Source organism: Terrisporobacter glycolicus ATCC 14880 = DSM 1288 (assembly GCF_036812735.1).
GTDB lineage: Bacteria > Bacillota > Clostridia > Peptostreptococcales > Peptostreptococcaceae > Terrisporobacter > Terrisporobacter glycolicus.
In genome coordinates this window covers 3,331,789-3,355,035 of the sequence record NZ_CP117523.1, presented here as the reverse complement: position 1 = coordinate 3,355,035, position 23,247 = coordinate 3,331,789, and the positions used below count along the sequence as shown (strand labels likewise).

Genomic DNA, 23,247 nt, shown 5'->3' with positions numbered 1-23,247 from the left:
TATTATTAAATAATAATATATGGGTATATAATAAGGTATATAAATATATAATATTGAAAAATATAGGAGTGATAAACTTGGACAAAAGATTAATAATTATAGATGGAAACTCGATAATAAATAGAGCATTTTATGCATTACCGGATATGACTAGCAGCGAAGGATTACATACTAATGCCATATATGGTTTTACTAGAATGTTATTTAAAATAATAGATGATTATAAACCAACTCACATAAGTGTTGCTTTTGATATGAAAGCGCCAACATTTAGACATAAGGAATTTGCTGACTACAAAGCAGGAAGAAAGAAAATGCCAGATGAACTTGGTCAACAATTAGAGCCACTAAAAGAATTATTAGATACATTCAACATTCACAGAATGGAAATGGCAGGATATGAGGCTGATGATTTAATTGGTACAGTTTCAAAAATGGGAGAAGATAACGACTTTAAGGTATACATAGTTACAGGAGATAAAGATGCTATACAACTTGCATCAAACAAAACAACTACATTAATAACTAAAAAAGGTGTTGGAGAAGTTGAAGAATACAACTATGATTCAGTTATAGAAAGATATGAGATGACTCCTACACAATTTATAGATTTAAAAGGATTAATGGGAGATAAATCAGACAATATACCAGGGGTTCCAGGAATAGGAGAAAAAACAGGTATAAAACTTATAAAAGAATTTTCTTCTGTGGAGAATTTAATAGAAAACACTGAACAACTAAAAGGTAGTGTTAAGAAAAAAATAGAAGAAAACAAAGAGCAAGCTGTATTTAGTAAAAAACTTGCTACAATTATAAGAGATGTACCTATTGAAGTAAGTTTAGAGGAATTATCTTTTGGAGAATATGATAAAAATGCTGTAATAGAAGAGTTCAAAAAATTTGGATTTAATACATTAATAAAGCAAGTTCTATCTATGGACGGTGGCAGTGAAGAATCTGCTGTAGAAGAAAAAATAGAGCTAAATATTAACCATTTAGATAATGTTGAAGAATTTAAAAATGAGCTTGAAAAAACAAATAAGTTATTTATAAAAACTGTAAAAAAATTGGGTAACATATTAGATAAGAATATATTATATGTATTTGTAAGTTCAAATGGAAATGATATTTATTACTTAAATGGTGAAGAATTGGAATTAATAAAAGATATAATTTCCAATGAAGAAATTAAGAAAATAGGTTACAATTTAAAAGATGATTATTTAGCTTTCAAACCATATAATATGGAAATGAATAATATTTTCTTTGATATAGCAATAGGAGAATATTTAATAGATTCAAAATCATCTACTTCTTATGAATGCAGTGATATAGCAATGAAATATTTAACTAAAAAAATAAAATCTGAAGAAGAAATCTTAGGAAAAGGTGCTAAAGCTAAGAAATTCCAAGACTTAGATATGGAAGAACTGAGTATATATTTTGGAGAAGTGATAAATATAGTTTATAATGTATATCCAATTATGGAGAAAACATTTAAAGATATGGAAATGGAATACTTATTCTACGATGTTGAAATGTCATTGGTAGAAGTATTAGGATCTATGGAGTATTATGGTATTGAAGTTGACAAAAATCAATTAAGAGAACTTGGAGATAAGTTTAAAAACATAATTGTAAACTTAGAAGAAGAAATATTCTCACTTGCTGGGGAAAAATTCAATATAAATTCACCAAAACAATTGGGAGTCATATTATTTGAAAAGCTAGAATTACCAGTAATTAAGAAAACAAAAACAGGATACTCTACAAATGCAGATGTATTAGAAAAACTTAGAGATAAACATGAGATAATAGACAAAATTACTGAATATAGACAAATAGTTAAGCTAAATTCAACATATGTGGAAGGATTAAGTAATATAATCAATCCAATAAGTGGTAGAATTCATTCTTCATTTAATCAAACAATAACAACTACAGGAAGAATATCTTCTACGGAGCCAAATCTACAAAATATACCTGTTAAAACAGAAATGGGTAGAGAAATAAGGAAAGTATTTATTGCTGATGAAAATTCAAAACTTGTAGATGCAGATTACTCTCAGGTAGAACTTAGAGTACTAGCTCATATGAGTGGTGACGAGCATATGATAGAAGCATTCCAAAATCATATAGATATTCACTCAAAAACAGCATCACAAATATTTAACATAGATGTAAATGAAGTTAACTCTACACAAAGAAGTGAAGCAAAAGCTATAAACTTTGGTATAGTTTATGGTAAAACAGATTTTGGTTTATCACAAGATTTAAATATACCTGTGGCAAAAGCCAAGGCTTATATAGAAAGTTATTTTGCAAATTACTCTAGCATAAAAGATTTTATGGACAAAGTTATTGAACAAGCAAAAGAAAAAGGCTATGTGCTAACTGAGTTTAATAGAAGAAGATACATACCAGAAATAAATTCAAGTAATTTTATGGTGAGAAAACAAGGTGAAAGATTTGCTATGAATGCTCCTATCCAAGGAAGTGCAGCTGATATAATAAAAATAGCTATGGTAAATGTATATAATAGATTAAAAGACGAGCAACTTAAATCAAAACTAATATTACAAGTACACGATGAACTTATAGTTGAGGCAGTAGAAGAAGAAATAGATAAAGTTAGTAAAATAGTAAAAGAAGAAATGGAATCAGCAGTTAATTTACAAGTACATTTAGATGTGGATTTAAATGTTGGTGATTCTTGGTATGAAACTAAGTAGGTGAAAATATGCTTATTTTAGGATTAACTGGGAATATTGGATGTGGAAAAAGTAGTTTGTCTACAATATTTATTGAGGAAAATATAGATATAGTTGATGCAGATATTATTGCACGACAAATTTATGATGATGAAAAATTACTTAAGAAAGTATATGAGACTTTCGGAGATCATATAAAAAATCATGATGGTTCTTTAAATAGAAAGGCTTTAGGAAGAATAGTTTTTAATGATAATGAAAAGCTAATTCAACTTAACAAATTAACTCATCCACTGATAAGGCAAAATGTAAGTAATCAAATTGATGAGTATAAAAATCAAAATAAAAAAATAGTAATACTAGATGCAGCCCTACTTGTTGAGTCAGATTATTTAAATTTTGTTGATAAATTACTGGTAGTTACTTGTAATGAAGATATACAAATTGAAAGAATAAAAAATAGAGATAATTGTTCTACTGAGGAGGCACTTAGTAGAATTAAATCTCAAATGAGTCAAGAAAATAAGGCGAAATATGCAGATTATATAATAGATAATTCAGGTACAATTGACGAGTTGAAGAAAAAGGCTTTTATATTTTTGAAGTATATAAAGGAGAATTGGAGTGAATAAGAAGAGTATTATAATCTTATCTGTTATTATAATCTTAGGCGGAGCAATTTATTTAGAAGGGGGTAGAATAAAAACTTTAATCTACCCTAAAAAGTATTCTGTGTATGTGGAAAAATATGCAAAAGAATATAATCTAGATGAAAATTTAGTTTATAGTATTATAAAAGCAGAAAGTAAATTTAATGAAGAAGCACTATCACGTAGAGGTGCAAAAGGTTTGATGCAAATTGCGGATATTACAAGAGATTGGGCAATAGAACAATTAGAGTTAAATGATGATATAGATGTATATGATCCAGAAACTAACATAAGAATAGGCTGTTGGTATCTTAACACTTTATACAAAGAATTTGGCAAAACTGACTTAGTAGTTGCAGCATATAATGGTGGTTCTGGTAATGTAAGAAAATGGCTGTCAGACGAAGAGTTTAGTAAGGACGGAGAAAACTTACACACAATACCTTTTTCTGAAACTGATAAATACGTAATTAAAGTAAAGAAAAATTATGAGCAATATAATATGTTATACAGCAAGGAAGGAAGGAACTAATGAAGAAAAAATTAATAAAACTTCTAGCCATAGTTTTAACCATAGTTCTGGGAACTGTAGGATGTGCTAAAGAAAAAGAAAATAAAAAAAATAATGATGAGATAAATGAGCTGAACATTCAAGAATCTAACTACATTCATTTGACAATGTTGTTTCCAACTACTATAAATCCAATACTAAACAAAGATAAATCAGTAGGATATATAATGAATTTAATTTATGATGGTTTATTTGAAATTGATGAAAATTACAATGTGGAGCAAATGTTAGTTGAAAAATATACAAAGTCTTCAGATGGAAAAAGTATAAATATTAAATTAAATTCTGATGCTGCTTGGCACGATAATAAGGAAGTAACTTCTAGTGATGTTAGCTTTACAGTTGACTTAATCAAGAAAACTAAGGATAGTCCTTATTCAGACTTAGTAAAAAATATTCAATCAATACATATAAGTGACAGCAAGAATTTTACTATTAATTTGAAAGAAAATGATCCTTTTGCAATAGACAAATTAACGTTCCCTATTGTTTCAAAGGAAAGATTAGGTAATTTAAAAACTGATGAGATAAGCCAGTATAAATACAACCTTTTAGGAAATGGACCTTATAAAATCAAAAAATATGTGGACAGAAAATATATTATACTTGAAAGAAATGAAAAATATTTCAACAATTTACCAGAAAACAGAAAAGAAATATTTGTAAAATTAGTTCCAGATAAAGAATCACAAACAGAGATGGTGCTTGCATTAGATAGTGATATTGCAAGTATAGATTTATCAGAATTAAGCAAGTTTGAGAAAAAGAAAGAGTTTAATGTCACTGATTATGAAGGTAGAGATTACGAAATGGTTATATTTAATTATAATAATGAATTTCTAAAAAATGTTAGTTTTAGGAAAGCCATAATATCTGCCATAGATAGAGAACAACTTTTAAAAGAAGCTTATATAGGTAATGCAAGTTTATCATATTTCCCTCTTAATACAAGTAGTAAATATTACAATAAAAATATTAATAACCTAGCATTTAATAAAGAAAAGGCAATAGAATATTTAACTGAGGGACTTAAATCAGCGAATGAATCTCTAGAATCACAAAAACAAGCTGAGTCAAGTAAACAAAATTCGCAAAACTTACAAGGTATAATAGAAGATAATTCTACAGGTGCTTCACCTAACTCGGAGCTTTCAAAAAAAGAAATGAAAGAAGTACTGAATAAAGTAGAATTAAACATAGTAGTATCTGATAGTAATGGTGAAAGAATAAAGGTAGCAAATATTATAAGACAAAATTTAGCCTCAATAGGAATAAAGAGTGTAGTAAAAGAATTAAAAGAAAAAGATTTAACTAAAGCTATTGATTCTAAAAACTACGATTTAGCAGTAGTTGGTTACTCTTTATCAAGTATTCCAGATGCTAGAGGTATATTGGAATCATGCAATATAAAAGATAAGGAACTATCAACATATATTAAATCTTTAGGAAATTCTAAATCAGAGGATGAAACTAAAAAAATATATGACCAAATTCAAAAGTATGTGGCTGAAAAAGCTTCATTTATATCTTTAGGAATATTAGACAATTTTATAGTATCTAATAAGAGGCTTGAAGGAACTATTCATCCTAACGATTTTGATATTTATAAGGGAATTTCGAATTTACAAATGAGTAAATAAACTAATTTAACAGGAGGAATAACTACATGAAAAGAAAGTTATCTATTGAAGGAATGAGATGTAGCCATTGTGTGGCAAATTTAAAAGATGTTCTAACAGAAGATATTGCGGGGGTAGAGGTCATAGAAGTTAATTTAGATGGAAAGTATGCTGTTGTAGATATGGATGATACTGTAGATATTGAAAAAGTTAAAGAATTAATAGAAGATTTAGGTTTTAACTTAATAAGTGTAGAATAAATTAAAAATTAGATAAATTGATATAAATAAAATGATTTATATCTGATGAAAAGGAATATTTATATAAATATTCCTTTTTCTATTTTGAAAAATCTATAAATTGTATTAAAAAGCTAGGTGTATTATAATATAAAGGACTTTAAAAATAGATTTAGGAGGGGTAACATGGAAAATATAAATCTAGATTGGAAAAACTTAGGGTTTGATTATAGACAAACTGCTAAAAGATATGTATCTAATTATGATCATGGAACTTGGGATGAAGGAATTTTAACAGAAGATTCAAATGTTGTAATTAATGAATGTGCAGGGGTTTTACAATATGCACAAACTTGTTTTGAAGGCTTAAAAGCTTACAGAACAGAAGATGGAAAGGTAGTTATATTTAGACCGGACCTTAACGCTGAACGTTTGGCAGATTCAGCAAGAAGACTTCATATGCCAATAATATCGCAGGAAAAGTTCTTAGACGCTATAGAGCAAGTTGTGTTGGCTAATATTGATTTTGTACCACCATTTGGAAGTGGGGGGACATTATATATAAGACCATATATATTTGGAAGTGGATCAGTTATAGGGGTGAAACCAGATACAAAGTTCCAATTCAGAGTATTCACAACGCCTGTTGGACCATATTTTAAGGGCGGAGTTAAGCCACTTAGTATATGTGTAAGTGATTATGATAGAGCAGCACCACATGGTACAGGTCATGTAAAAGCAGGACTTAATTATGCTATGAGTTTACATGCACTTCAAGTTGCCCATGAAAATGGATTTGATGAAAATATGTATCTAGATGCAGCAACAAGAACAAAAGTTGAGGAAACAGGTGGAGCAAATTTTATATTTGTAACAAAGGATAAAAAGATAGTTACACCAAAATCTGATACTATACTACCATCAATAACACGTCGTTCTTTAATGCATGTAGCAAAAGAATACCTTGGACTAGAAGTTGAAGAAAGAGAAGTACATGTAGAAGAATTAAAAGATTTTACAGAATGTGCTTTATGCGGAACTGCAGCAGTATTATCACCAGTTGGTAAAGTAACTTATAAGGATGAAGTAATATGCTTCTCAAATGGAACAACTGAAATGGGTCCAATTTGTAAAAAGTTATATGACACATTAACAGGAATACAAATGGGTAAAATAGAATCCCCAGAAGGTTGGATAAAAGTAATAGCTGATTAATTTATGATATAAAAAGTTTAAATTAAAACAAATTATTATGGAAACTATTTTGAATGTATTTGTCTTTAGACAAAATTCAAAATAGTTTTTTATTTTATAATTTATTATTAAAAATATAATTACTTAATTAATATATAATAAGCATATTAGAATTATAGTTTTTGCTGAGAAAATTATTGAAAGTTGTAATTATAATATAAAAAATATGGACTTTGTGACGTATAATTAACTTAGAATAATAAAATGCTACTATTCTAGTAACATTTCACAAAACAACTGTAGATTGAGAGGGAGAAAAATGGCGTATAATTGGTCAAATGATTTACTAACAGGGAATATGCAAATTGATACAGAGCACAAGGAATTAATAAAAGCAATTAATGATTTGTTAGAGGCTTGTAGCAAGGGTAAAGGTAGAGCTGAATTAGAAAAAACAGTAAAATTTTTATCTTCTTATACAAAAACACATTTTGCTCATGAAGAGGCTTTACAAGTGAAATATAACTACCCTGATTACAATAATCACAAGAAATATCATAAACACTTTGTAGAACAGGTTGAAAATATACATAAAAAACTTTTAGCAGAGGGTTCAAACATTGTCTTGGTGGGAGAAATCAATAGTAAGGTTGGTAATTGGATAATTAATCACATAAAAAGAGAGGATGTCAAAGTAGCTCAGCATATAAAAAGTAAATCAAAATAATTCAGATAAAAATATATAGTGCAAATAAATAATTTTTAGATGATAAATATTAATAAAAGAAAATGCCTAGAGAATTTCTCTAGGTATTTTCTTTACAATATTAGCTTGTCAAAATGTAGCAAGTGAATTTTTAGACATTAATCATTTGATAGGGTGTAACTTACTGTATATTTATCATCGTTGCTTAAATAAATTCTATTTACTCTTCTATTTATATTACATAGAACTTCGTGGTCTATAGTATCTACATTTTGTGAAATATTACCGATTTTTATACCATCAATATTTCCAATTAAAGTAACTACATCTTCCGTATTTACATCAAGATCATTTGGTATTTCTAACATAGTTTGATCCATACATATTCTACCAACAATATTAACTAATCTACCATTTACAAATGCCTTTGGATTTTTTTGAGTTCTAGGGAAGCCATCAGCGTAACCAATAGGTATAGTAGCTATTTTAGTGTCTTTATCGACTGTATAAGTACCTCCATAACTAACACTAGTTCCTTTTTCTATAGTTTTAACATTGCTTATTTTAGTTTTTAGCTCAAGGCAAGTTTTTAAATCTATTTCTCTACTAACATCATCTGAAGGATAACATCCGTATAGAGAAACGCCTAATCTAACCATATTAAAATCACAATCCCTTAAGTCTAGTATGGCAGCACTATTAGAAACGTGTTTTATAGGAACATTTAAATTATCAGATTCTAATGCCTTTATAACCTCATTATATTTTGAAATTTGATGGAAAGTAGCATCTTTATTAACTTCATCAGCTTTTGCAAAGTGAGTATAAATACCTTCAACAATTATATTTTCAAAATTGAATATTCTTTTTATATCATTAATAGAATTATCATTTACTAAGAAACCTATTCTACTCATACCTGTATCTAATTTAATATGAACATAAGCTTTTTTATTGCTTGTTTTAGCCAAACTATTAATATTTTCGGCCATTTCAAGTGAATACACTGTAATTCTTATATTATTATCTATAGCATGTTGTGATTTACAACTATCAATATAACCCATACATAAAATAGGAGTTTTTATATTATTTTGAGAAAGCTCTAAACCTTCTTCTAATCTAGCGACAGAAAAAAAATCCACATTTTCCTTTTCTAAGAACTTAGCAACCTCTACGGCACCATGTCCGTAAGCGTTTGCCTTTATTACACAACAAAGTTTAGTTTCATCTTTTAATGCGTTTTTTACACTGTTTACATTGTATCTTATATTTTCTAAATTTATTTCTGCCCATGTGCTTGAATTTATCATAATTAATAGACCTTTCTGTTTGATTAAATTTGATTTTTATTACAAATGTTTAATTTTATTTAAAATATACTATACAAAAAACGAAAAGTCAATTGTATTTAATAAAAGTTGAAAATATTAAATGTAATTTAATAAAATTGCATATTATATCTATAATTGATATAATTATTCAATAAATCTTTTTATAATAAATAAAAATGAGGTAAAATCAATGAATGATGTAGAAATTTCAAAAAAAATTTGTGAATATAGAAAAAGAAAAGGGTTAACTATAAAGGAGTTAGCAAATCTTACAGGTGTAACTTCTTCTTTACTTAGTCAAATAGAAAAAGGAACTGCAAACCCATCATTAAACACGATTAAGCAGATTTCCAATGCCTTAAACATTCCTTTATTTAATTTTTTTATTAATGATAGGCATACAGAAAATTTAGTAGTAAGGAAAAATAAAAGGAAAAAAATGGTATTCGAAGATGATGAGAATTTGGCTTATGAGTTGCTTACACCTAATTTACAAGGAGATATAGAATTTGTTCTTATGACAATACCAGCAAATGAATCTTCATCAAATGAACAATTTAGTCATAAAGGAGAGGAAGTTGCCTATGTAATAAATGGGAAAGTAAACCTTTATATGATGAATACAGTTATAGAGTTGAATTCTGGAGATAGTGTTAAGATTCCTACTCTTACTCAACACAAATGGGAAAACATGAGTAATGAAGAATGTCGGGTGATATTTGCAGTTACACCGCCATCTTTTTAATAGGAAGTAAATATAATCCCTTGGTTTTTATAGCCAAGGGATTTTTAATTTATGATTTAACTGTAACTTATGTATAAAAAACTATACCTTAAGCAGACTTATTGATATTATATTTCTTAAGCAGATATAATAAAAATAAGCAAGGGGAGAGAGATTATTAATGATTAAAATAGCTATTTGTGACGATGATTTAATCATCCTTAATCATACAAAAGAAATAATAGAAAATTATAAGATAAAAGATTTGAAAATACACTTGTATAAAAGTGGAGAAGAATTGCTAGAAAGTGAAGAGAAATTTGACATTATATTTTTAGACATAGATATGGAGGGAATAAATGGAATAGAAACAGCTAAAGAAATTAGGACTTACGATAAAAAAGTAAAAATAATTTATGTGACAAATTATACAGACTACACGTCTTCTGCTTTTAGTGTTCATGCATTTGGTTATTTAATAAAACCGATTAAAGAAAAAGATCTTCAGGAACAACTTGATGAAGCTTTATCCTACATGAAAGAAGATGAAGAATATTTAATGGACTTTATGACAGAAGATGGGTTAGTAAGAATAGATGTAAAGAAAATATATTATTTTGAATATGTATCTAGAAAAATACTTATGAGAACAAGTGAAAAGACTTATATTATAAAAGATAAAATTTCAGCTATAAGTGATAAAATGAAAAATTTTGGTTTCGAAATGCCCCATAAAAGCTTTGTAGTAAATTTGTATAATGTGAAATCTATCAAGGGTTATGACATTTATATGATGGATGAAAGTGTAATACCTTTATCTCAAAAAAAATCAAGTGAGTTTAGAAATACTCTCAATATTTATCTTAGTAATCATATTGAGAAACAGATAAGGGGGTAGTGGAAATTAATAGTTATATTGATCTAATTGCATATTTAATATTGCCAATCATAGGAAGTGTATTTATTGTTTATGCTTGCTTTGATTTTATGAAAAAAGTAGATAGAAATATATATATAAAAAAGATAAGTTATATACTTGCATTTATACTATTTAATATTGCCTTATCATTTAGTGCTTTATCAGGAAATATTTTAGTAAATATGATTACATTTTTAAGTGGAATATTGCTAATAGGACATTTTTTATATAATGATTCAAAACTTTATTTATTATATTATTGTATATTTGCTCTTTGTTTTTTATTTGTAGATTTACTGGTTAGTTTCTTTATATCTTTTGTAATATCTTATGGTGGATTTTATTTTTCAAGTTTAGCTTACTTGCAAATAATAGTAATATTTTTAATTAGAATTATAGAATATGTTTACATAAAACTTTTCACAAATTTCATAAATAGACGTGAAGCTAAAGTTATAAGCAAAATTCAAAGTTTTACTTTTTTAGTTATTCCATTATTTAGTGTAATTTATATAATGACTCTAGTTTACTTATTACAACTATATGCTGGATTTGTAGAAAGTGTTTTGCTAGTTGTAAGCATAATTTTAATACTGATTTTAAATATATATGTAACTCATATTTTTGATACTGTATCAAAGAATAATACTTTGCAAAATGAAGTTAAATTGTATTATCAACAAAGTGAGTTACAACACAAGTATTATGATAATTTGGAAAGTAAATATAAAGAATCTCGAAAATTAATTCACGATGTAAGAAATCACTTACAATCCATAGAAAGATTGTATGAAAATAAGGAAGAAGACTTGGCTAAGAAATATACAAAGGATATTCATTTAATGTTAAACGAATTAAATCAAAAGTATTATACAAGTAATAGAATATTAAATATTATTTTAAACGATAAATATCAAATCATAAAAAATACTAACATAGATTTTGATTGCAAAATAGGAGAGATAGATCTTGATTTTATAAGAGAAATTGATATTACAACAATATTTGCAAACCTTTTGGATAATTCTATAGAAGCAGCAAAAAAAGTGGAAAATAATAGCTATATAAAATTTCATGTGAATAAATTTAATGATTTTATAGTTATAAATATAGTAAATTCCATGAAAGAAAAACCAACTATGAAAAATAAAAAAATTAAAAGTACAAAAATTAACCATGATGGCTTAGGCTTAGAAAATATAAGAAAGACTTTAGAAAAATATGAAGGTAGCTTAGTTATTGATTTTAATGAGCATGAATTTAAAGTTAATATTGTAATTCCAAATTAATAATTAGGAAGTGAATAAAGTGATTGAAATAGGAACTAAAATAGGTTTAGTAATAAGTTTTGTAATTTCATTTGTGACTCCAATATTAATGCTTATTTACTACATGGTTCGCAAAAAACAAAAATTAAAACCTTTTATAGTAGGTGTTTTAGTATTTTTTATATCTCAAATTATGTTAAGACTTCCCTTATTATCTTATGTGTTTCCAAATCAAATTTGGTACATGAGGCTAAGTTTAAATCCTTATTTGTATAGTATATTTTTAGGATTAACTGCAGGTATTTTTGAAGAAGTAGGGCGATATATAGGGTTTAAATATTTCATGAAAAATAATCAAAAATATGATGATGGACTTAGCTTTGGTTTTGGGCATTGGGCTATAGAGGCATTGCTTATAGTAGGAATAAACGCAATTATTCTTTCATTTAGTCATAATTTACTTGAAGCTTCAGGTTTGAGTATAACAAATGCTTTTATGATGGGAATGGAAAGGTTATTTGTACTAAGTGTACATGTAGGCCTTTCAATAATTGTATTATATTCAGTAAGACTAAATAAAATTTCTTACTTATTTATTGCTATTATACTTCATGGAATAATAGATGCAGGAATAGGTATTTTACCGCAAATATTTAATATGGGAACTATAGGTATTGAAATATATCTACTAATTTGGGGATTAGGATTTTTATATTTAATATATAAATTAAAATTGAAGTTTACTAAAATGGAGGAGTAAAATGAAAAAATTAAGATTATTTTTAATGATAACTTTAGGATGTGTAGTGTTAGGGGGATGTTCTTCGAACGAATTAAGTGATGATTTTAATGAAGAACAGTTAAAGACAACTACAGAAAAAGTTATTCAAATGTTATGCAATGAGGAATATGATAAAATAAAAGAAATGTCAGGAAAAGAATTTATAGATGCAGGAGTAACAGAAAAAATAAAGGAAGTTTGGGGGCCTATGGCTAAAGGTTTGGGGAAATTTGATTCTTTTGATAAAGAAGCGGTAGTAGGAAATGGAGACCAAGCTACAGTCGTAATTATATCTAAATTTGAAAATGGGAATGTTAAATTTACTATAAGCTACAATAAAGATATGAAGCTTACAGGATTTTATATTAAATAAATTATAAAAGTAAGAAAGTGCCTTATACAGTTAAAACTTATTTAACTATATAAGGTACTTTTTTATGTAAAAAAGGGCTTCTATTTATGGGGGAAAATAGAAGCCTAAATGGGGGAGATTGAGTATGTTTGATTTTATAGTACTAGTTTCACCAAAACAAAATAGTTTATACATAAATTTAAAACAATTTAATAATTTTCAATAAAAATCATATAATGAAATAAACCATAGATAGAAAATATTTAGCCAATTCACCAATTTAAAATTACTTGAATATAATAAGTAAGTATAAAATTGGTGATAATAAGGGGGAGGTATCATGGAATCTAGATATTATAAAGATGATTTGAAAGATATGATACTTGATATGGCCCACAAAGAATTAGAAAATTATGTATCTCAAAAAGGCGCACAAAAATACTTTGAGGGAAATATAGATAAAGTCATAAACGATTATATAAAAAAAGTAAGTAAAGACTCAAATATTCAAAGAACCTATTTAAAGGTATTAAAACATGGTGCATATCAAGAAAATATGATTTCAGTAGCAAAAATTATTAGAAATCAAGAGATATTTAAGTCAAAAGGAGAGTTAATAAGATTTGCTAACTACTTGGGGGTAAGTGTAAATAAAAAAAATTCTTACAACCAAATATTAAAAAAGGTTTCAAAGCATATTTATGGCAATAGAGGGTCATACTCTAAAAAATATGTTTTTTATAAAAGAAATAGTCAAGAATATGTGTTAGAACCTGAAAAAATAAAAAAAGATCTAATAGAAAGTTATAAATCAAAAACTAGAGAAGATATGAAATCAATAGCAAAACTTCTAAATATAAAAATAGTAGAAGAAGATTCTGCAGAAGACATAAGAAAAAAAGTCATTAATTATATAATAAAAGAGAAAGTTGCAAAGAAAGGTCATTAAAATTAAAGACGCTATTGGCGTCTTTAATTTTTGGTTAATAATATAAGAAATTGTGTAAAAGGAGTTGATGAAATATTAAATTTAAAAAACTTTTTTTATTAATCTTAATTATAATTTCTAGTGTAATATCAAGTAATGTTAATACAAATGAAGGTGGTTTAAATACAAATTTAAAAATTGTAAGTTATAACATACATAGTGGTGTAGATAAAGATATGTTCCCAACTCTTTTTGATATTATAGATTTTTTGAAAAATTGTGATGCAGATATAATTTGCTTACAAGAAGTAAATGAATCTGCAAAGGTAGGATTTCAAGTGAGTAGTCTAAAAGAAGAATTAGGAATGAACTCTCACTTTGGTGCAAATGTAGTAAATCTAAACTCGAATTATGGATTGGTTACTTATTCAAAATATAGAATAATTAGACAAAACCATGTATATTTAAGTAGTTCTAAGGAACAAAGGGGTATGTTACATACAGTTATTGATGTTAAGGGAAAGAATGTAAATATAATTAATATTCACTTGGGAACAAATAAAGAAGAACAAGCAAAACAATTAAAAGAGTTACAAACCTTCGTTGATGGACTTGGCAATGAACCTTATATTATTGCAGGAGACTTTAATGCAGCAGATATAAATCTGGATAGTAATTGTATAGATGTGGCAAAAGAATTAGATAAATCAAATACTCTGACTTTTTCTTTAGGTATAGAAAGAATAGATTATATCTTTGTGTCACAAGATATTGTACCGATAAATTATCGTGTCATTATAAAAAAATTGTCAGACCATTATCCAATTATTGCAAAATTAAGAATATAATAATAAAATATTGTAGTAATGTACAAAAAAATGTAATAATATTTAATTATACAAACATAGGTTATTGTAATACATGAGGAGGAAATAATATGAAATTTACATTTTGCCATAATAATTTTAACGTAATAAATTTAGAAAAAAGCTTAGAATTTTATAAAAAAGCATTAGGTTTAAAGGAAACTAGACGTATAAATTCAGAAGACGGAAGTTTTGTTTTAGTATACTTAGGTGATGGAGTAACATCTCATAATCTAGAATTAACTTGGTTAAGAGATTGGGACAGACCCTACAATTTAGGAGATAATGAATTTCACTTAGCACTAGAAGTAGAGGACTTTGACAAAGCTTACGAATTGCATAAAGAAATGGACTGCATATGTTTTGAAAATAAAGCTATGGGAATATACTTCATAGCTGATCCAGATAATTACTGGATAGAAATATTACCAAAGAAAAAATAGAATGATAAAATTTGGGGGAGATAACTGTGAATACAAAAGTAATTACAGCTATAGGAGTTGGAACGCTAGCATTATCTTTAGGTCACTCTAGTATTAGTGCACAGGAAAAAGGAACAGTTACAGTTAGTGCGTTAAATGTAAGAAGTGGACCAGGAACAGATACTAGCATAAAAGGTTGCTTATACAAAGGTGATGTTGTAGCAATATTAGAAAAAAGTGATGGTTGGTTAAAAGTTCAGTTACCTAATAAGGGCACTGGATGGGTCAGTGATAAATATATTCAAATAGAAAGTGCTAGTCTAAATGCAAAAATTAAATGCAAGGTTAGATTAAATGTAAGAAGTGGACCAGGAAAATCATATGAAATTAAAACTACTGTAAAAAATGGAACGATACATAAAATAACTGACAAATCAAATGGTTGGTGCAAAATACAATTATCTAATGGAGCTAGTGGCTGGGTACATGGATCTTATGTTGATGAGACAAGGGGTAACATTTCTAATGATTCAAGTAATGATTCGAACAAGCCTGAAGAAACTCCAGAAACAGAAGTTAATTTAAATGGAAAAGTTACTAGTAGTGTTAATTTAAATGTAAGAAGTGGACCGGGAACAAACTACTCTGTTAAAACTTATTTAAAACCTGGTCAAGTGGTATTTTTATTAAGTGAATCCAATGGATGGTATAAAGTAAAATTATCAAATGATACCATAGGATGGGCTTCATCTTCATATATATCTAAAAGTGATACTTATGGAAAATCAACAGATAGCTTGAATGTAAGAGGTGGACCAGGAACTAGCTACTCTGTTAAAACAGCTCTAAGAAAAGGTGAAGTAGTAACCATAACTAACAGCTCTAACTCTTGGTACCAAATAAAAACTAGTTCTAATATTACTGGATGGGTAAGTTCCAAATATATAAATATTACAACAGAATCGCCAGGTAATAATATACCAGGTGATAATACATCAAGTGAATCTAAAAATGAAGCAGTAGTGAATCTTGCTATGGCTCAATTAGGTAAGCCTTATGTATGGGGTGGAAATGGTCCCAATTCATTTGATTGTTCAGGATTTACAAGTTATGTATATCTAAATGCAAGAGGAATATCTTTACCTAGGATTTCCTATGAACAAGCAAAAGTGGGAACCTCTGTAGGCACAAATAATTTGAAAAAGGGAGATTTATTACACTTTGCTACAGTTACACCTGGAAGAACTTCACATGTGGGTATTTATATTGGAAACAATCAATTTATTCATGCCAGTGGATCTGAAACAAGACCAGATAAGGTGAAAATAGACTCATTATCTGGATATTATGGAAAAGTATTGCTAGGAGCAAGAAGATTTTAATAACATTAAAAGCTATGAATTTAGAAGATGTCTAAATTCATAGCTTTTTTTATAATAACTATTTATAATGAAATTCATATCATAAATTGGACATCTTCTAAATATATATTAGTAAAACCATTTAGGAGGGGACGACTTATGAGCAAAAGAAAATTTTACAGAAATTTCAATAAGAGAAAAAAATTTAATGGAACGAGAGTTGTAACGGTTACCTTATGTTTATGTATTGTTGGAACTTATGCATACATAAATTTGAAGGATAAGGATTTTGTGGACAAGTTAGGAAAGGTAAATGTAGTAAGTGCAATAAAGAATGCATCAATATGGGATGGACTTAAAAACATATTTGATAAAAGTAGTGTTATAACTTCATCCACAATTGAGTCTCAGTTAAATGAAGTAGAAAAAGAGGATAAAGATGAAGCGCAAGAAAATTCAAAGGTAGCAAGTGTAAATGAGATGGTAGTTTATACAATACAGGTAGCATCTTTAGAAGATAAAAATGATTTGAAGAAAATAGAGGAAGTTATGAATCAATATAAAATTCCATCATCAAGCATGACAATAGATAAGTCTGAAAAGCTTCAAGTGTATTCTTCTTTTGAGGAAAGTAAGGTGAGAAACAACTTAGAAAAGACAAGAACATACTTTTCTGACTCTTTTTTAACAAAAATAGAAGTACCAATGCTATCTTTAGAGTATACAGATAGCTATTCTTATATGAAAGATATAGCAACTGGTTTAAATGACTTGATTGAAAATTATCAAAAAGAAGGTAAATATTGGGATGGAAACAAAAATGATTTAGCCACTTACAATGAAATCTTAACAAATCGAAAGACAATACTGGAAAATTTGAAAAAAAATACACAAAAAATTAATTATTCAAAAATGGATAAATTTAAAAATAATTTGAATTCTTACATAGATGACACACAAAATAACATTTTGACTTCATCAAAAAATGCAAATGAAAATAAAGGTTATGTGAGCCAAGGTTTGTTATTATCTTCAATACAACAGTATTACTTATTTGTACAATCAATGAAATAGTTAACGTAAAAAAAGGTTGTTATATCAACCTTTTTTTACGTAATAAAAATGAAACATGCCAAAATGGAATGATTTATAAATTCTTAATTTTTTAAATTGATATATTAATAACGGTTTAAAATGATTATCCTAATTAGTAAATTGGGATATTTTTTTAACAATTATTAACTTTTAAAAATTTTATAGTATACTATAGTTAATAGCATAAAAGTTAAAAACAGTTTGGGGAGGTAGTAAAATGAAGCTCTTAACATTTAAAGGAGGAATACATCCTTCATATAATAAAGAGTATACAAATCAAATAGCTTTAAAAAAAGCAGAGGCTCCAAAAGTAGTCTATATACCTCTACAACAACACATAGGTGCGCCAGCAAAACCTATAGTTGAAGTAGGAGAAGAGGTAAAAAAAGGACAAAAAATTGGTGAACCTCAAGGATTTGTATCAACTTATATACATTCATCTGTTTCAGGAAAAGTTATTAGTATAGAAGAACATGAAATTCCAGGAGGAAAAGGACTTTGTGTTGCAATCGAAAATGACTTTAAAGAAGAATTAGATGAAAGTATAAGACCAAAAGGTGAGCTAGAAACATTGGACTCAAAGGATATAATAAAATATGTCCAAGAAGCAGGTATAGTTGGAATGGGTGGAGCAACATTCCCAACTCATGTTAAACTTTCACCACCACCAGATGCAAATATTGATGTTGTTATTTTAAATGGGGCAGAATGTGAACCATATCTTACAGCTGACCATAGACTTATGGTAGAAAATCCTGAAGACGTAGTCTTTGGTATTAGAGTGATAATGAAAGCTCTAAACGTTAAAAAAGGATATATAGGTATTGAAGTTAACAAGCCAGACGCTATAGAAGCTATAACAAATGTTGCTAAAGGATTTAACGATGTGGAAGTAGTTGGCCTAGAAGTTAAATATCCGCAAGGAGCAGAAAAACAATTAATATATGCTTGTACAGGAAGAGAAGTTCCATCGGGAGCATTACCAGCAGCTGCAGGAGCTGTTGTTGACAACGTTGGAACAGCTGCTCAAATAGCAAAAACTATTAAAACTGGATTACCTTTAATAGAAAGAATTACAACAGTAACAGGAAGTTGCATAAAAGAACCTGCCAACTTAATAACAAAAGTAGGTACAGTAGTTTCTGAAATAATTGATCAATGTGGCGGATTTAAAGAAGATGTAAAAGTAGGTAAGTTTATAATGGGTGGACCTATGATGGGTATGACTCAATATACAACAAATGTAGTTACTAACAAAGGTTCTTCTGGAATTCTATGTATATCTGCAGAAGAAGCGAAGATAGATGAACCAAGTAACTGTTTAAGATGTGGTAGATGTACGGATGTATGTCCAGCATTTTTACAACCTTTATATATAAGTGCGAATTCTTTAAAGGGTGACTTTGAAAGAGCAGCAGAACATAGAGCTCTTGATTGTATAGAATGTGGATCTTGCTCATTTATATGCCCAGCAAGAAGACCGTTAGTAGAATCAATAAGAAATGCTAAAAGACAAATTCAAGCTATGAGAAGAAAACAACAAGCGGCTAACAAATAGTAGTTAGGGGGAAAAAATATGGAAAACAAGTTTATTGTATCATCATCACCTCATATTAGAAGCAATGAAGATACGTCTTATATAATGAAACAAGTAGTACTTGCCCTTGTACCAGCAGCACTTGCTGCAGTGTATTTTTTTAGAGCTAGTGCTTTATTCGTAATGTTCTTTTGTATACTGGGTACAGTTGGCTCAGAATTTTTATATCAAAAGATAACTAAACAAAAAAGTACTGTGGGAGATTTCTCTGCAGTAGTAACAGGATTATTACTTGCATTTAATGTTCCAGCATCACTTCCGTGGTGGATGTGTATATTTGGTGGTGTATTTGCAATTATAGTTGTGAAAATGGTATTTGGCGGACTTGGGAATAACTTTGTTAACCCGGCTCTTGCAGGTAGAGCTTTCTTACTAGCATCATTTCCAGTAGCAATGACTGCTTGGACTAAAACTGGTGTGAACTGGGTAAGTACAGGAAGCTTAGATGCAGTATCAACTGCTACACCACTTAGTTTCTTAAAAGCTGGTGCAGCTGGACTACAACCATTAAAAGAAAGTGGAGTATCACTTTTAGATATGGCTTTAGGTAATATAGGAGGAAGTATAGGTGAAACATGTGCAATACTAATACTTCTAGGTGGAGCTTATTTAATTTATAAGGGAATTATTTCTTATATAATGCCAGCATGTTATTTAGGAACAATATTTATATTAAGCTTCTTGTTAGGTGGATTTAGTTTTGAATTTGCAATGTTCCAAATATTAGCAGGTGGTGTTATGTTAGGTGCCTTCTTTATGTTAACTGACTATACAACGTCGCCTATGACGAAAAAAGGACAAATTATTTATGCTGTTTTAGCTGGTATTATTGCAACAGTAATAAGATTGTATGGTGGTTATCCAGAAGGATGTTCATACTCAATATTATTAGCAAACGTTGCTACACCACTAATAGATAAATATGTTAATAACAGAGTATTTGGGGAGGTGGCTAAGAGTGAATAATATATTAAAATTAGGATTAAACTTATTTATAATATGTGCCATAGCTGCCGGTTTATTAGCAGGAACAAATCAAATAACTGAGCCAATAATAGCTCAAAGAAATGAACAAGCTAATAACGAAGCAAGACAAACTGTATTACCAGGAGTAAGTGACTTTAAAGTTTTAGATAAATCAAAATATAAAAGTGATGGTAGTGTAGAAATTGTAGAAGTTTATGAAGGTCTAAATGGATCTGACGTGGCAGGTTATACTATAAAAGCTCTTCCAGGTGGTTATGGTGGAAGCATAGAAATTATGGTAGGTATAAAATCTGATGGTACTATATCAGGTATTAATATAGGTAATATGACTGAAACACCAGGACTTGGTGCTAAGGCAAAAGAGGAAGCTTTTTATGGTCAATATGCAGGAAAACCAGCAACAGAACTTAGTGTTATAAAAAGTGGAACTCCAGGAGAGACAGAAATACAAGCAATATCAGGAGCTACTATTACATCTACAGCTGTAACAACAGGAGTTAATGCAGCAGTAGAAGTATATGAGAGCATTAGTAAATAGGATAGGGGGACAATAATATGAGTCTAGGAAAAATATTTAAAAATGGTATTATAGACGAGAACCCAACCTTTGTTCAAGTTATAGGTATGTGTCCAACTCTAGCTGTAACAAGTTCTGCCATAAATGGTATGGGTATGGGTCTTTCAACTGCTATAGTTTTGGCGTGTTCAAATATAGCGATATCACTACTTAGAAAAGTAATACCAGATAAAATAAGAATACCAGCATTTGTAGTTGTAATAGCAACATTCGTTACAATAGTACAAATGGTTTTAAAAGCATTTGTGCCTTCGTTGGATAAGGCACTTGGATTATATATTCCATTAATAGTTGTTAACTGTTTAATACTTGCTCGTGCAGAAGCATATGCATCAAAAAATGGACCAGTAGAATCAGCAGTTGACGGAATGGCAATGGGTCTTGGGTTTACTTTAGGTCTTACAATCTTAGGAGCAGTTAGAGAAATCTTAGGAGCAGGAACAATATTTGGCTTTGCTATATTAGGAGCTTCTTATGAGCCAGCTTTATTATTTATACTACCTCCAGGTGCATTCTTAACTTTAGGATTCTTAATGGCACTATTTAATAAAGTAGTAAAGAAAAAAGCGTAATTGAGGGGGAAGTCATATGAATTATATATTATTATTTCTAAGTATTGTACTTGTTAATAATGTTATAACATCACAATTCTTAGGTATATGTCCATTTTTAGGTGTTTCTAAAAAAGTTGATACAGCTGCAGGGATGGGGGTAGCAGTTACTTTCGTTCTAGCTTTAGCATCTGTAATAACTTTCTTTATACAAAAATTGTTAAATTTAACAGGTACTTCAGGGTATTTACAAACTATAGCGTTTATACTAGTAATAGCATCAATAGTTCAATTTGTTGAAATGTTTATAAAAAAATCAAGTCCTTCATTATATCAAGCATTAGGTGTGTATTTACCACTTATAACAACAAACTGTGCTGTGCTAGGTATAGCATTAGTTAACGTACAAAACAACTACAATATAGTTGAAACGTTAATAAATGGTGCAGGTGCAGGTGTTGGTTTTACACTTGCAATAGTATTGTTTGCAGGAATAAGAGAAAGACTAGAATTAGCAGATATACCAGAATCATTCCAGGGATATCCTATAGCGTTGATATCAGCAGCGTTAATGTCAATAGCTTTCTTAGGATTTACAGGATTAATAAAACTATAAAACAGGGGGTGATTTTGTGAGCATAATTAAAGCAATTATAATTTTAGGTGGATTAGGATTAATTTTCGGAGCTATATTAGCTTATGCATCTAAAAAATTCGCAGTTGAAGTAGATGAAAAAGAAGAAAAAATACTTGAAGTACTTCCAGGAGCAAACTGTGGTGGTTGTGGATTCCCAGGATGTGGAGGATTAGCCGCTGCAATAGCTAAGGGAGATGCACCAGTTAATGGATGTCCAGTTGGTGGAGCAGCAGTTGCTGCCAAAGTTGGAGAAATAATGGGTGTAGAAGCAGGAAGTTCAGAAAGAATGGTAGCAGTAGTAAAATGTAGTGGTACTTGTGACAAAGCAAAAGATAAATATGAACACCAAGGATTAAAAGATTGTAGAGCGGCAGCAGCTTTAATAGGTGGTTCGAAAGCTTGTAGTGCAGGATGTTTAGGATTTGGAACTTGTGTCTCTGTATGTAAATTTGATGCTATTAAAATAGAAAATGGCGTAGCAGTAGTAGATGAAGAAAAATGTGTAAATTGTGGTAAATGTAAAGAAGCATGTCCAAAGGCTTTAATAGTAGAAAAACCAGCTAGTAAAGAAGTGTTTGTAAAATGTAATAGCCACGAGTTTGGTAAAGCAGTAAAAATAAAGTGTTCAGCTGGATGTATTGGATGTGGAGCTTGTGCTAAAGTTTGCCCAGTTGAAGCTATAACTATAGATAATAAGCTTGCAGTAATAGACCAAGAAAAATGTATAGGATGTAAAGTCTGTGTGGCAAAATGTCCTACAAAAGTTATATCAGGAGATATAAGTGACAGAAGAAAAGTTACTATAGAAGAAGAAAAATGTATAGGATGTACTGCTTGTGCAAGAGCATGTAAATTTGGTGCAATAGAAGGTGAAAAGAAACAACCACACAAAATTGACCAAGATAAATGTAAAGGGTGCCATTTATGTTTACCAAAATGTAAAAAGGGCGCTATGAGTTTAGTTGATGAAGAAATTAAAGCAACTAACCAATAAAACATGTTATAAAATAGATGTTAAAATATTTTAAATATGGTTAAAATAAAGGTATGGAAAGAATCCATACCTTTATTTTTTTTGTTAAAAATCAAACTATATAAGCTTTCTAATTGTTTAGAAGAAAAAATTATAAATATAACAATTATGTAATCAAAAGACTC

The 23,247-nt window shown here is 28.8% G+C and carries 24 protein-coding genes; 23 read left to right on the top strand and 1 reads right to left on the bottom strand.

Going from position 1 to position 23,247, the window contains the following annotated elements; all coding sequences use genetic code 11:
• The first annotated feature begins 77 nt into the window (after nucleotides 1-77).
• The 7 genes from polA to TEGL_RS16445 all read left to right on the top strand — a co-directional run bounded on the left by polA (nucleotide 78) and on the right by TEGL_RS16445 (nucleotide 7,711).
• Nucleotides 78-2,732 carry a DNA polymerase I gene (gene polA / locus TEGL_RS16475; protein ID WP_018591569.1) on the top strand — a complete coding sequence of 885 codons (2,655 nt, stop codon included), beginning with the start codon at nucleotides 78-80 and terminating at the stop codon, nucleotides 2,730-2,732.
• 8 nt (nucleotides 2,733-2,740) lie between these two features.
• Nucleotides 2,741-3,343 carry a dephospho-CoA kinase gene (coaE, locus tag TEGL_RS16470; protein ID WP_018591568.1) on the top strand — a complete coding sequence of 201 codons (603 nt, stop codon included), beginning with the start codon at nucleotides 2,741-2,743 and terminating at the stop codon, nucleotides 3,341-3,343.
• The gene (locus TEGL_RS16465; RefSeq protein ID WP_018591567.1) at nucleotides 3,336-3,893 is read left to right on the top strand and encodes a lytic transglycosylase domain-containing protein; all 558 of its coding nucleotides are present in this window, start codon (nucleotides 3,336-3,338) and stop codon (nucleotides 3,891-3,893) included. Before coaE ends, TEGL_RS16465 begins: the two co-directional genes overlap by 8 nt.
• A complete protein-coding gene (locus TEGL_RS16460) occupies nucleotides 3,893-5,572 on the top strand; it encodes an ABC transporter substrate-binding protein (RefSeq protein ID WP_018591566.1) in 1,680 nt (559 codons plus the stop codon). Before TEGL_RS16465 ends, TEGL_RS16460 begins: the two co-directional genes overlap by 1 nt.
• Nucleotides 5,573-5,598: 26 nt before the next feature.
• Nucleotides 5,599-5,811 carry a heavy-metal-associated domain-containing protein gene (locus TEGL_RS16455; protein WP_018591565.1) on the top strand — a complete coding sequence of 71 codons (213 nt, stop codon included), beginning with the start codon at nucleotides 5,599-5,601 and terminating at the stop codon, nucleotides 5,809-5,811.
• 165 nt (nucleotides 5,812-5,976) lie between these two features.
• Entirely contained in the window at nucleotides 5,977-7,005 is a 1,029-nt protein-coding gene (locus TEGL_RS16450; RefSeq protein WP_018591564.1) for a branched-chain amino acid aminotransferase, read from the top strand.
• 298 nt (nucleotides 7,006-7,303) lie between these two features.
• Complete coding sequence (locus tag TEGL_RS16445; protein WP_018591563.1) at nucleotides 7,304-7,711, top strand: bacteriohemerythrin; 408 nt, start codon at nucleotides 7,304-7,306, stop codon at nucleotides 7,709-7,711.
• Nucleotides 7,712-7,848: 137 nt separating this feature from the next.
• On the opposite strand, the gene alr is transcribed toward TEGL_RS16445, so the two are convergent.
• Nucleotides 7,849-9,003 (bottom strand): alanine racemase, encoded by a 1,155-nt coding sequence (gene alr / locus TEGL_RS16440; protein ID WP_018591562.1) that lies wholly within the window; start codon nucleotides 9,001-9,003, stop codon nucleotides 7,849-7,851.
• 211 nt (nucleotides 9,004-9,214) lie between these two features.
• Between alr and TEGL_RS16435 the strand changes: the two genes are divergently transcribed.
• From TEGL_RS16435 to TEGL_RS16360, 16 genes are all read left to right on the top strand, one after another.
• Nucleotides 9,215-9,769 carry a helix-turn-helix domain-containing protein gene (locus tag TEGL_RS16435; protein WP_018591561.1) on the top strand — a complete coding sequence of 185 codons (555 nt, stop codon included), beginning with the start codon at nucleotides 9,215-9,217 and terminating at the stop codon, nucleotides 9,767-9,769.
• Between the two features lie 160 nt (nucleotides 9,770-9,929).
• A complete protein-coding gene (locus TEGL_RS16430) occupies nucleotides 9,930-10,646 on the top strand; it encodes a LytR/AlgR family response regulator transcription factor (RefSeq protein WP_018591560.1) in 717 nt (238 codons plus the stop codon).
• Nucleotides 10,646-11,956 carry an ATP-binding protein gene (locus TEGL_RS16425; protein ID WP_018591559.1) on the top strand — a complete coding sequence of 437 codons (1,311 nt, stop codon included), beginning with the start codon at nucleotides 10,646-10,648 and terminating at the stop codon, nucleotides 11,954-11,956. Before TEGL_RS16430 ends, TEGL_RS16425 begins: the two co-directional genes overlap by 1 nt.
• Before the next feature lie 19 nt (nucleotides 11,957-11,975).
• Complete coding sequence (locus tag TEGL_RS16420; RefSeq protein WP_018591558.1) at nucleotides 11,976-12,695, top strand: YhfC family intramembrane metalloprotease; 720 nt, start codon at nucleotides 11,976-11,978, stop codon at nucleotides 12,693-12,695.
• Between the two features lies 1 nt (nucleotide 12,696).
• A complete protein-coding gene (locus TEGL_RS16415; RefSeq protein ID WP_018591557.1) occupies nucleotides 12,697-13,089 on the top strand; it encodes a DUF3887 domain-containing protein in 393 nt (130 codons plus the stop codon).
• Nucleotides 13,090-13,408: 319 nt separating this feature from the next.
• Nucleotides 13,409-14,017 (top strand): hypothetical protein, encoded by a 609-nt coding sequence (locus TEGL_RS16410; RefSeq protein ID WP_018591556.1) that lies wholly within the window; start codon nucleotides 13,409-13,411, stop codon nucleotides 14,015-14,017.
• Between the two features lie 74 nt (nucleotides 14,018-14,091).
• Nucleotides 14,092-14,844, top strand: a complete 753-nt coding sequence (locus TEGL_RS16405) for an endonuclease/exonuclease/phosphatase family protein (RefSeq protein ID WP_330360107.1) — start codon at nucleotides 14,092-14,094, stop codon at nucleotides 14,842-14,844.
• Nucleotides 14,845-14,933: 89 nt separating this feature from the next.
• Nucleotides 14,934-15,305 (top strand): VOC family protein, encoded by a 372-nt coding sequence (locus TEGL_RS16400; protein ID WP_018591554.1) that lies wholly within the window; start codon nucleotides 14,934-14,936, stop codon nucleotides 15,303-15,305.
• 26 nt (nucleotides 15,306-15,331) lie between these two features.
• Nucleotides 15,332-16,666, top strand: a complete 1,335-nt coding sequence (locus tag TEGL_RS16395) for an SH3 domain-containing protein (protein ID WP_018591553.1) — start codon at nucleotides 15,332-15,334, stop codon at nucleotides 16,664-16,666.
• A 138-nt stretch (nucleotides 16,667-16,804) separates the two neighbouring features.
• Nucleotides 16,805-17,719 (top strand): hypothetical protein, encoded by a 915-nt coding sequence (locus TEGL_RS16390; RefSeq protein ID WP_018591552.1) that lies wholly within the window; start codon nucleotides 16,805-16,807, stop codon nucleotides 17,717-17,719.
• 238 nt (nucleotides 17,720-17,957) lie between these two features.
• Entirely contained in the window at nucleotides 17,958-19,298 is a 1,341-nt protein-coding gene (gene rsxC / locus TEGL_RS16385; RefSeq protein WP_018591551.1) for an electron transport complex subunit RsxC, read from the top strand.
• Nucleotides 19,299-19,316: 18 nt separating this feature from the next.
• Nucleotides 19,317-20,303: an RnfABCDGE type electron transport complex subunit D gene (locus TEGL_RS16380; protein ID WP_018591550.1), complete on the top strand. Its 987-nt coding sequence runs from the start codon at nucleotides 19,317-19,319 to the stop codon at nucleotides 20,301-20,303.
• A complete protein-coding gene (locus TEGL_RS16375; protein ID WP_018591549.1) occupies nucleotides 20,296-20,862 on the top strand; it encodes an RnfABCDGE type electron transport complex subunit G in 567 nt (188 codons plus the stop codon). Before TEGL_RS16380 ends, TEGL_RS16375 begins: the two co-directional genes overlap by 8 nt.
• Before the next feature lie 17 nt (nucleotides 20,863-20,879).
• Nucleotides 20,880-21,473, top strand: coding sequence for an electron transport complex subunit RsxE (rsxE, locus tag TEGL_RS16370; RefSeq protein WP_018591548.1), 594 nt, complete (start codon nucleotides 20,880-20,882; stop codon nucleotides 21,471-21,473).
• Between the two features lie 16 nt (nucleotides 21,474-21,489).
• Nucleotides 21,490-22,068: an electron transport complex subunit RsxA gene (gene rsxA, locus TEGL_RS16365; protein WP_018591547.1), complete on the top strand. Its 579-nt coding sequence runs from the start codon at nucleotides 21,490-21,492 to the stop codon at nucleotides 22,066-22,068.
• A 16-nt stretch (nucleotides 22,069-22,084) separates the two neighbouring features.
• A complete protein-coding gene (locus TEGL_RS16360; RefSeq protein ID WP_018591546.1) occupies nucleotides 22,085-23,083 on the top strand; it encodes an RnfABCDGE type electron transport complex subunit B in 999 nt (332 codons plus the stop codon).
• Nucleotides 23,084-23,247 lie beyond the last annotated feature (164 nt).

What these genes read in the sequence shown, in the direction of transcription:
- coaE (WP_018591568.1), top strand. Translation starts at nt 2,741, where the DNA reads ATGCTTATTTTAGGATTAACTGGGAATATTGGATGTGGAAAAAGTAGT.
- TEGL_RS16460 (WP_018591566.1), top strand. Translation starts at nt 3,893, where the DNA reads ATGAAGAAAAAATTAATAAAACTTCTAGCCATAGTTTTAACCATAGTT.
- TEGL_RS16455 (WP_018591565.1), top strand. Translation starts at nt 5,599, where the DNA reads ATGAAAAGAAAGTTATCTATTGAAGGAATGAGATGTAGCCATTGTGTG.
- TEGL_RS16450 (WP_018591564.1), top strand. Translation starts at nt 5,977, where the DNA reads ATGGAAAATATAAATCTAGATTGGAAAAACTTAGGGTTTGATTATAGA.
- TEGL_RS16445 (WP_018591563.1), top strand. Translation starts at nt 7,304, where the DNA reads ATGGCGTATAATTGGTCAAATGATTTACTAACAGGGAATATGCAAATT.
- alr (WP_018591562.1), bottom strand. Translation starts at nt 9,003, where the DNA reads ATGATAAATTCAAGCACATGGGCAGAAATAAATTTAGAAAATATAAGA.
- TEGL_RS16435 (WP_018591561.1), top strand. Translation starts at nt 9,215, where the DNA reads ATGAATGATGTAGAAATTTCAAAAAAAATTTGTGAATATAGAAAAAGA.
- TEGL_RS16430 (WP_018591560.1), top strand. Translation starts at nt 9,930, where the DNA reads ATGATTAAAATAGCTATTTGTGACGATGATTTAATCATCCTTAATCAT.
- TEGL_RS16415 (WP_018591557.1), top strand. Translation starts at nt 12,697, where the DNA reads ATGAAAAAATTAAGATTATTTTTAATGATAACTTTAGGATGTGTAGTG.
- TEGL_RS16410 (WP_018591556.1), top strand. Translation starts at nt 13,409, where the DNA reads ATGGAATCTAGATATTATAAAGATGATTTGAAAGATATGATACTTGAT.
- TEGL_RS16400 (WP_018591554.1), top strand. Translation starts at nt 14,934, where the DNA reads ATGAAATTTACATTTTGCCATAATAATTTTAACGTAATAAATTTAGAA.
- TEGL_RS16390 (WP_018591552.1), top strand. Translation starts at nt 16,805, where the DNA reads ATGAGCAAAAGAAAATTTTACAGAAATTTCAATAAGAGAAAAAAATTT.
- rsxC (WP_018591551.1), top strand. Translation starts at nt 17,958, where the DNA reads ATGAAGCTCTTAACATTTAAAGGAGGAATACATCCTTCATATAATAAA.
- TEGL_RS16380 (WP_018591550.1), top strand. Translation starts at nt 19,317, where the DNA reads ATGGAAAACAAGTTTATTGTATCATCATCACCTCATATTAGAAGCAAT.
- rsxE (WP_018591548.1), top strand. Translation starts at nt 20,880, where the DNA reads ATGAGTCTAGGAAAAATATTTAAAAATGGTATTATAGACGAGAACCCA.
- rsxA (WP_018591547.1), top strand. Translation starts at nt 21,490, where the DNA reads ATGAATTATATATTATTATTTCTAAGTATTGTACTTGTTAATAATGTT.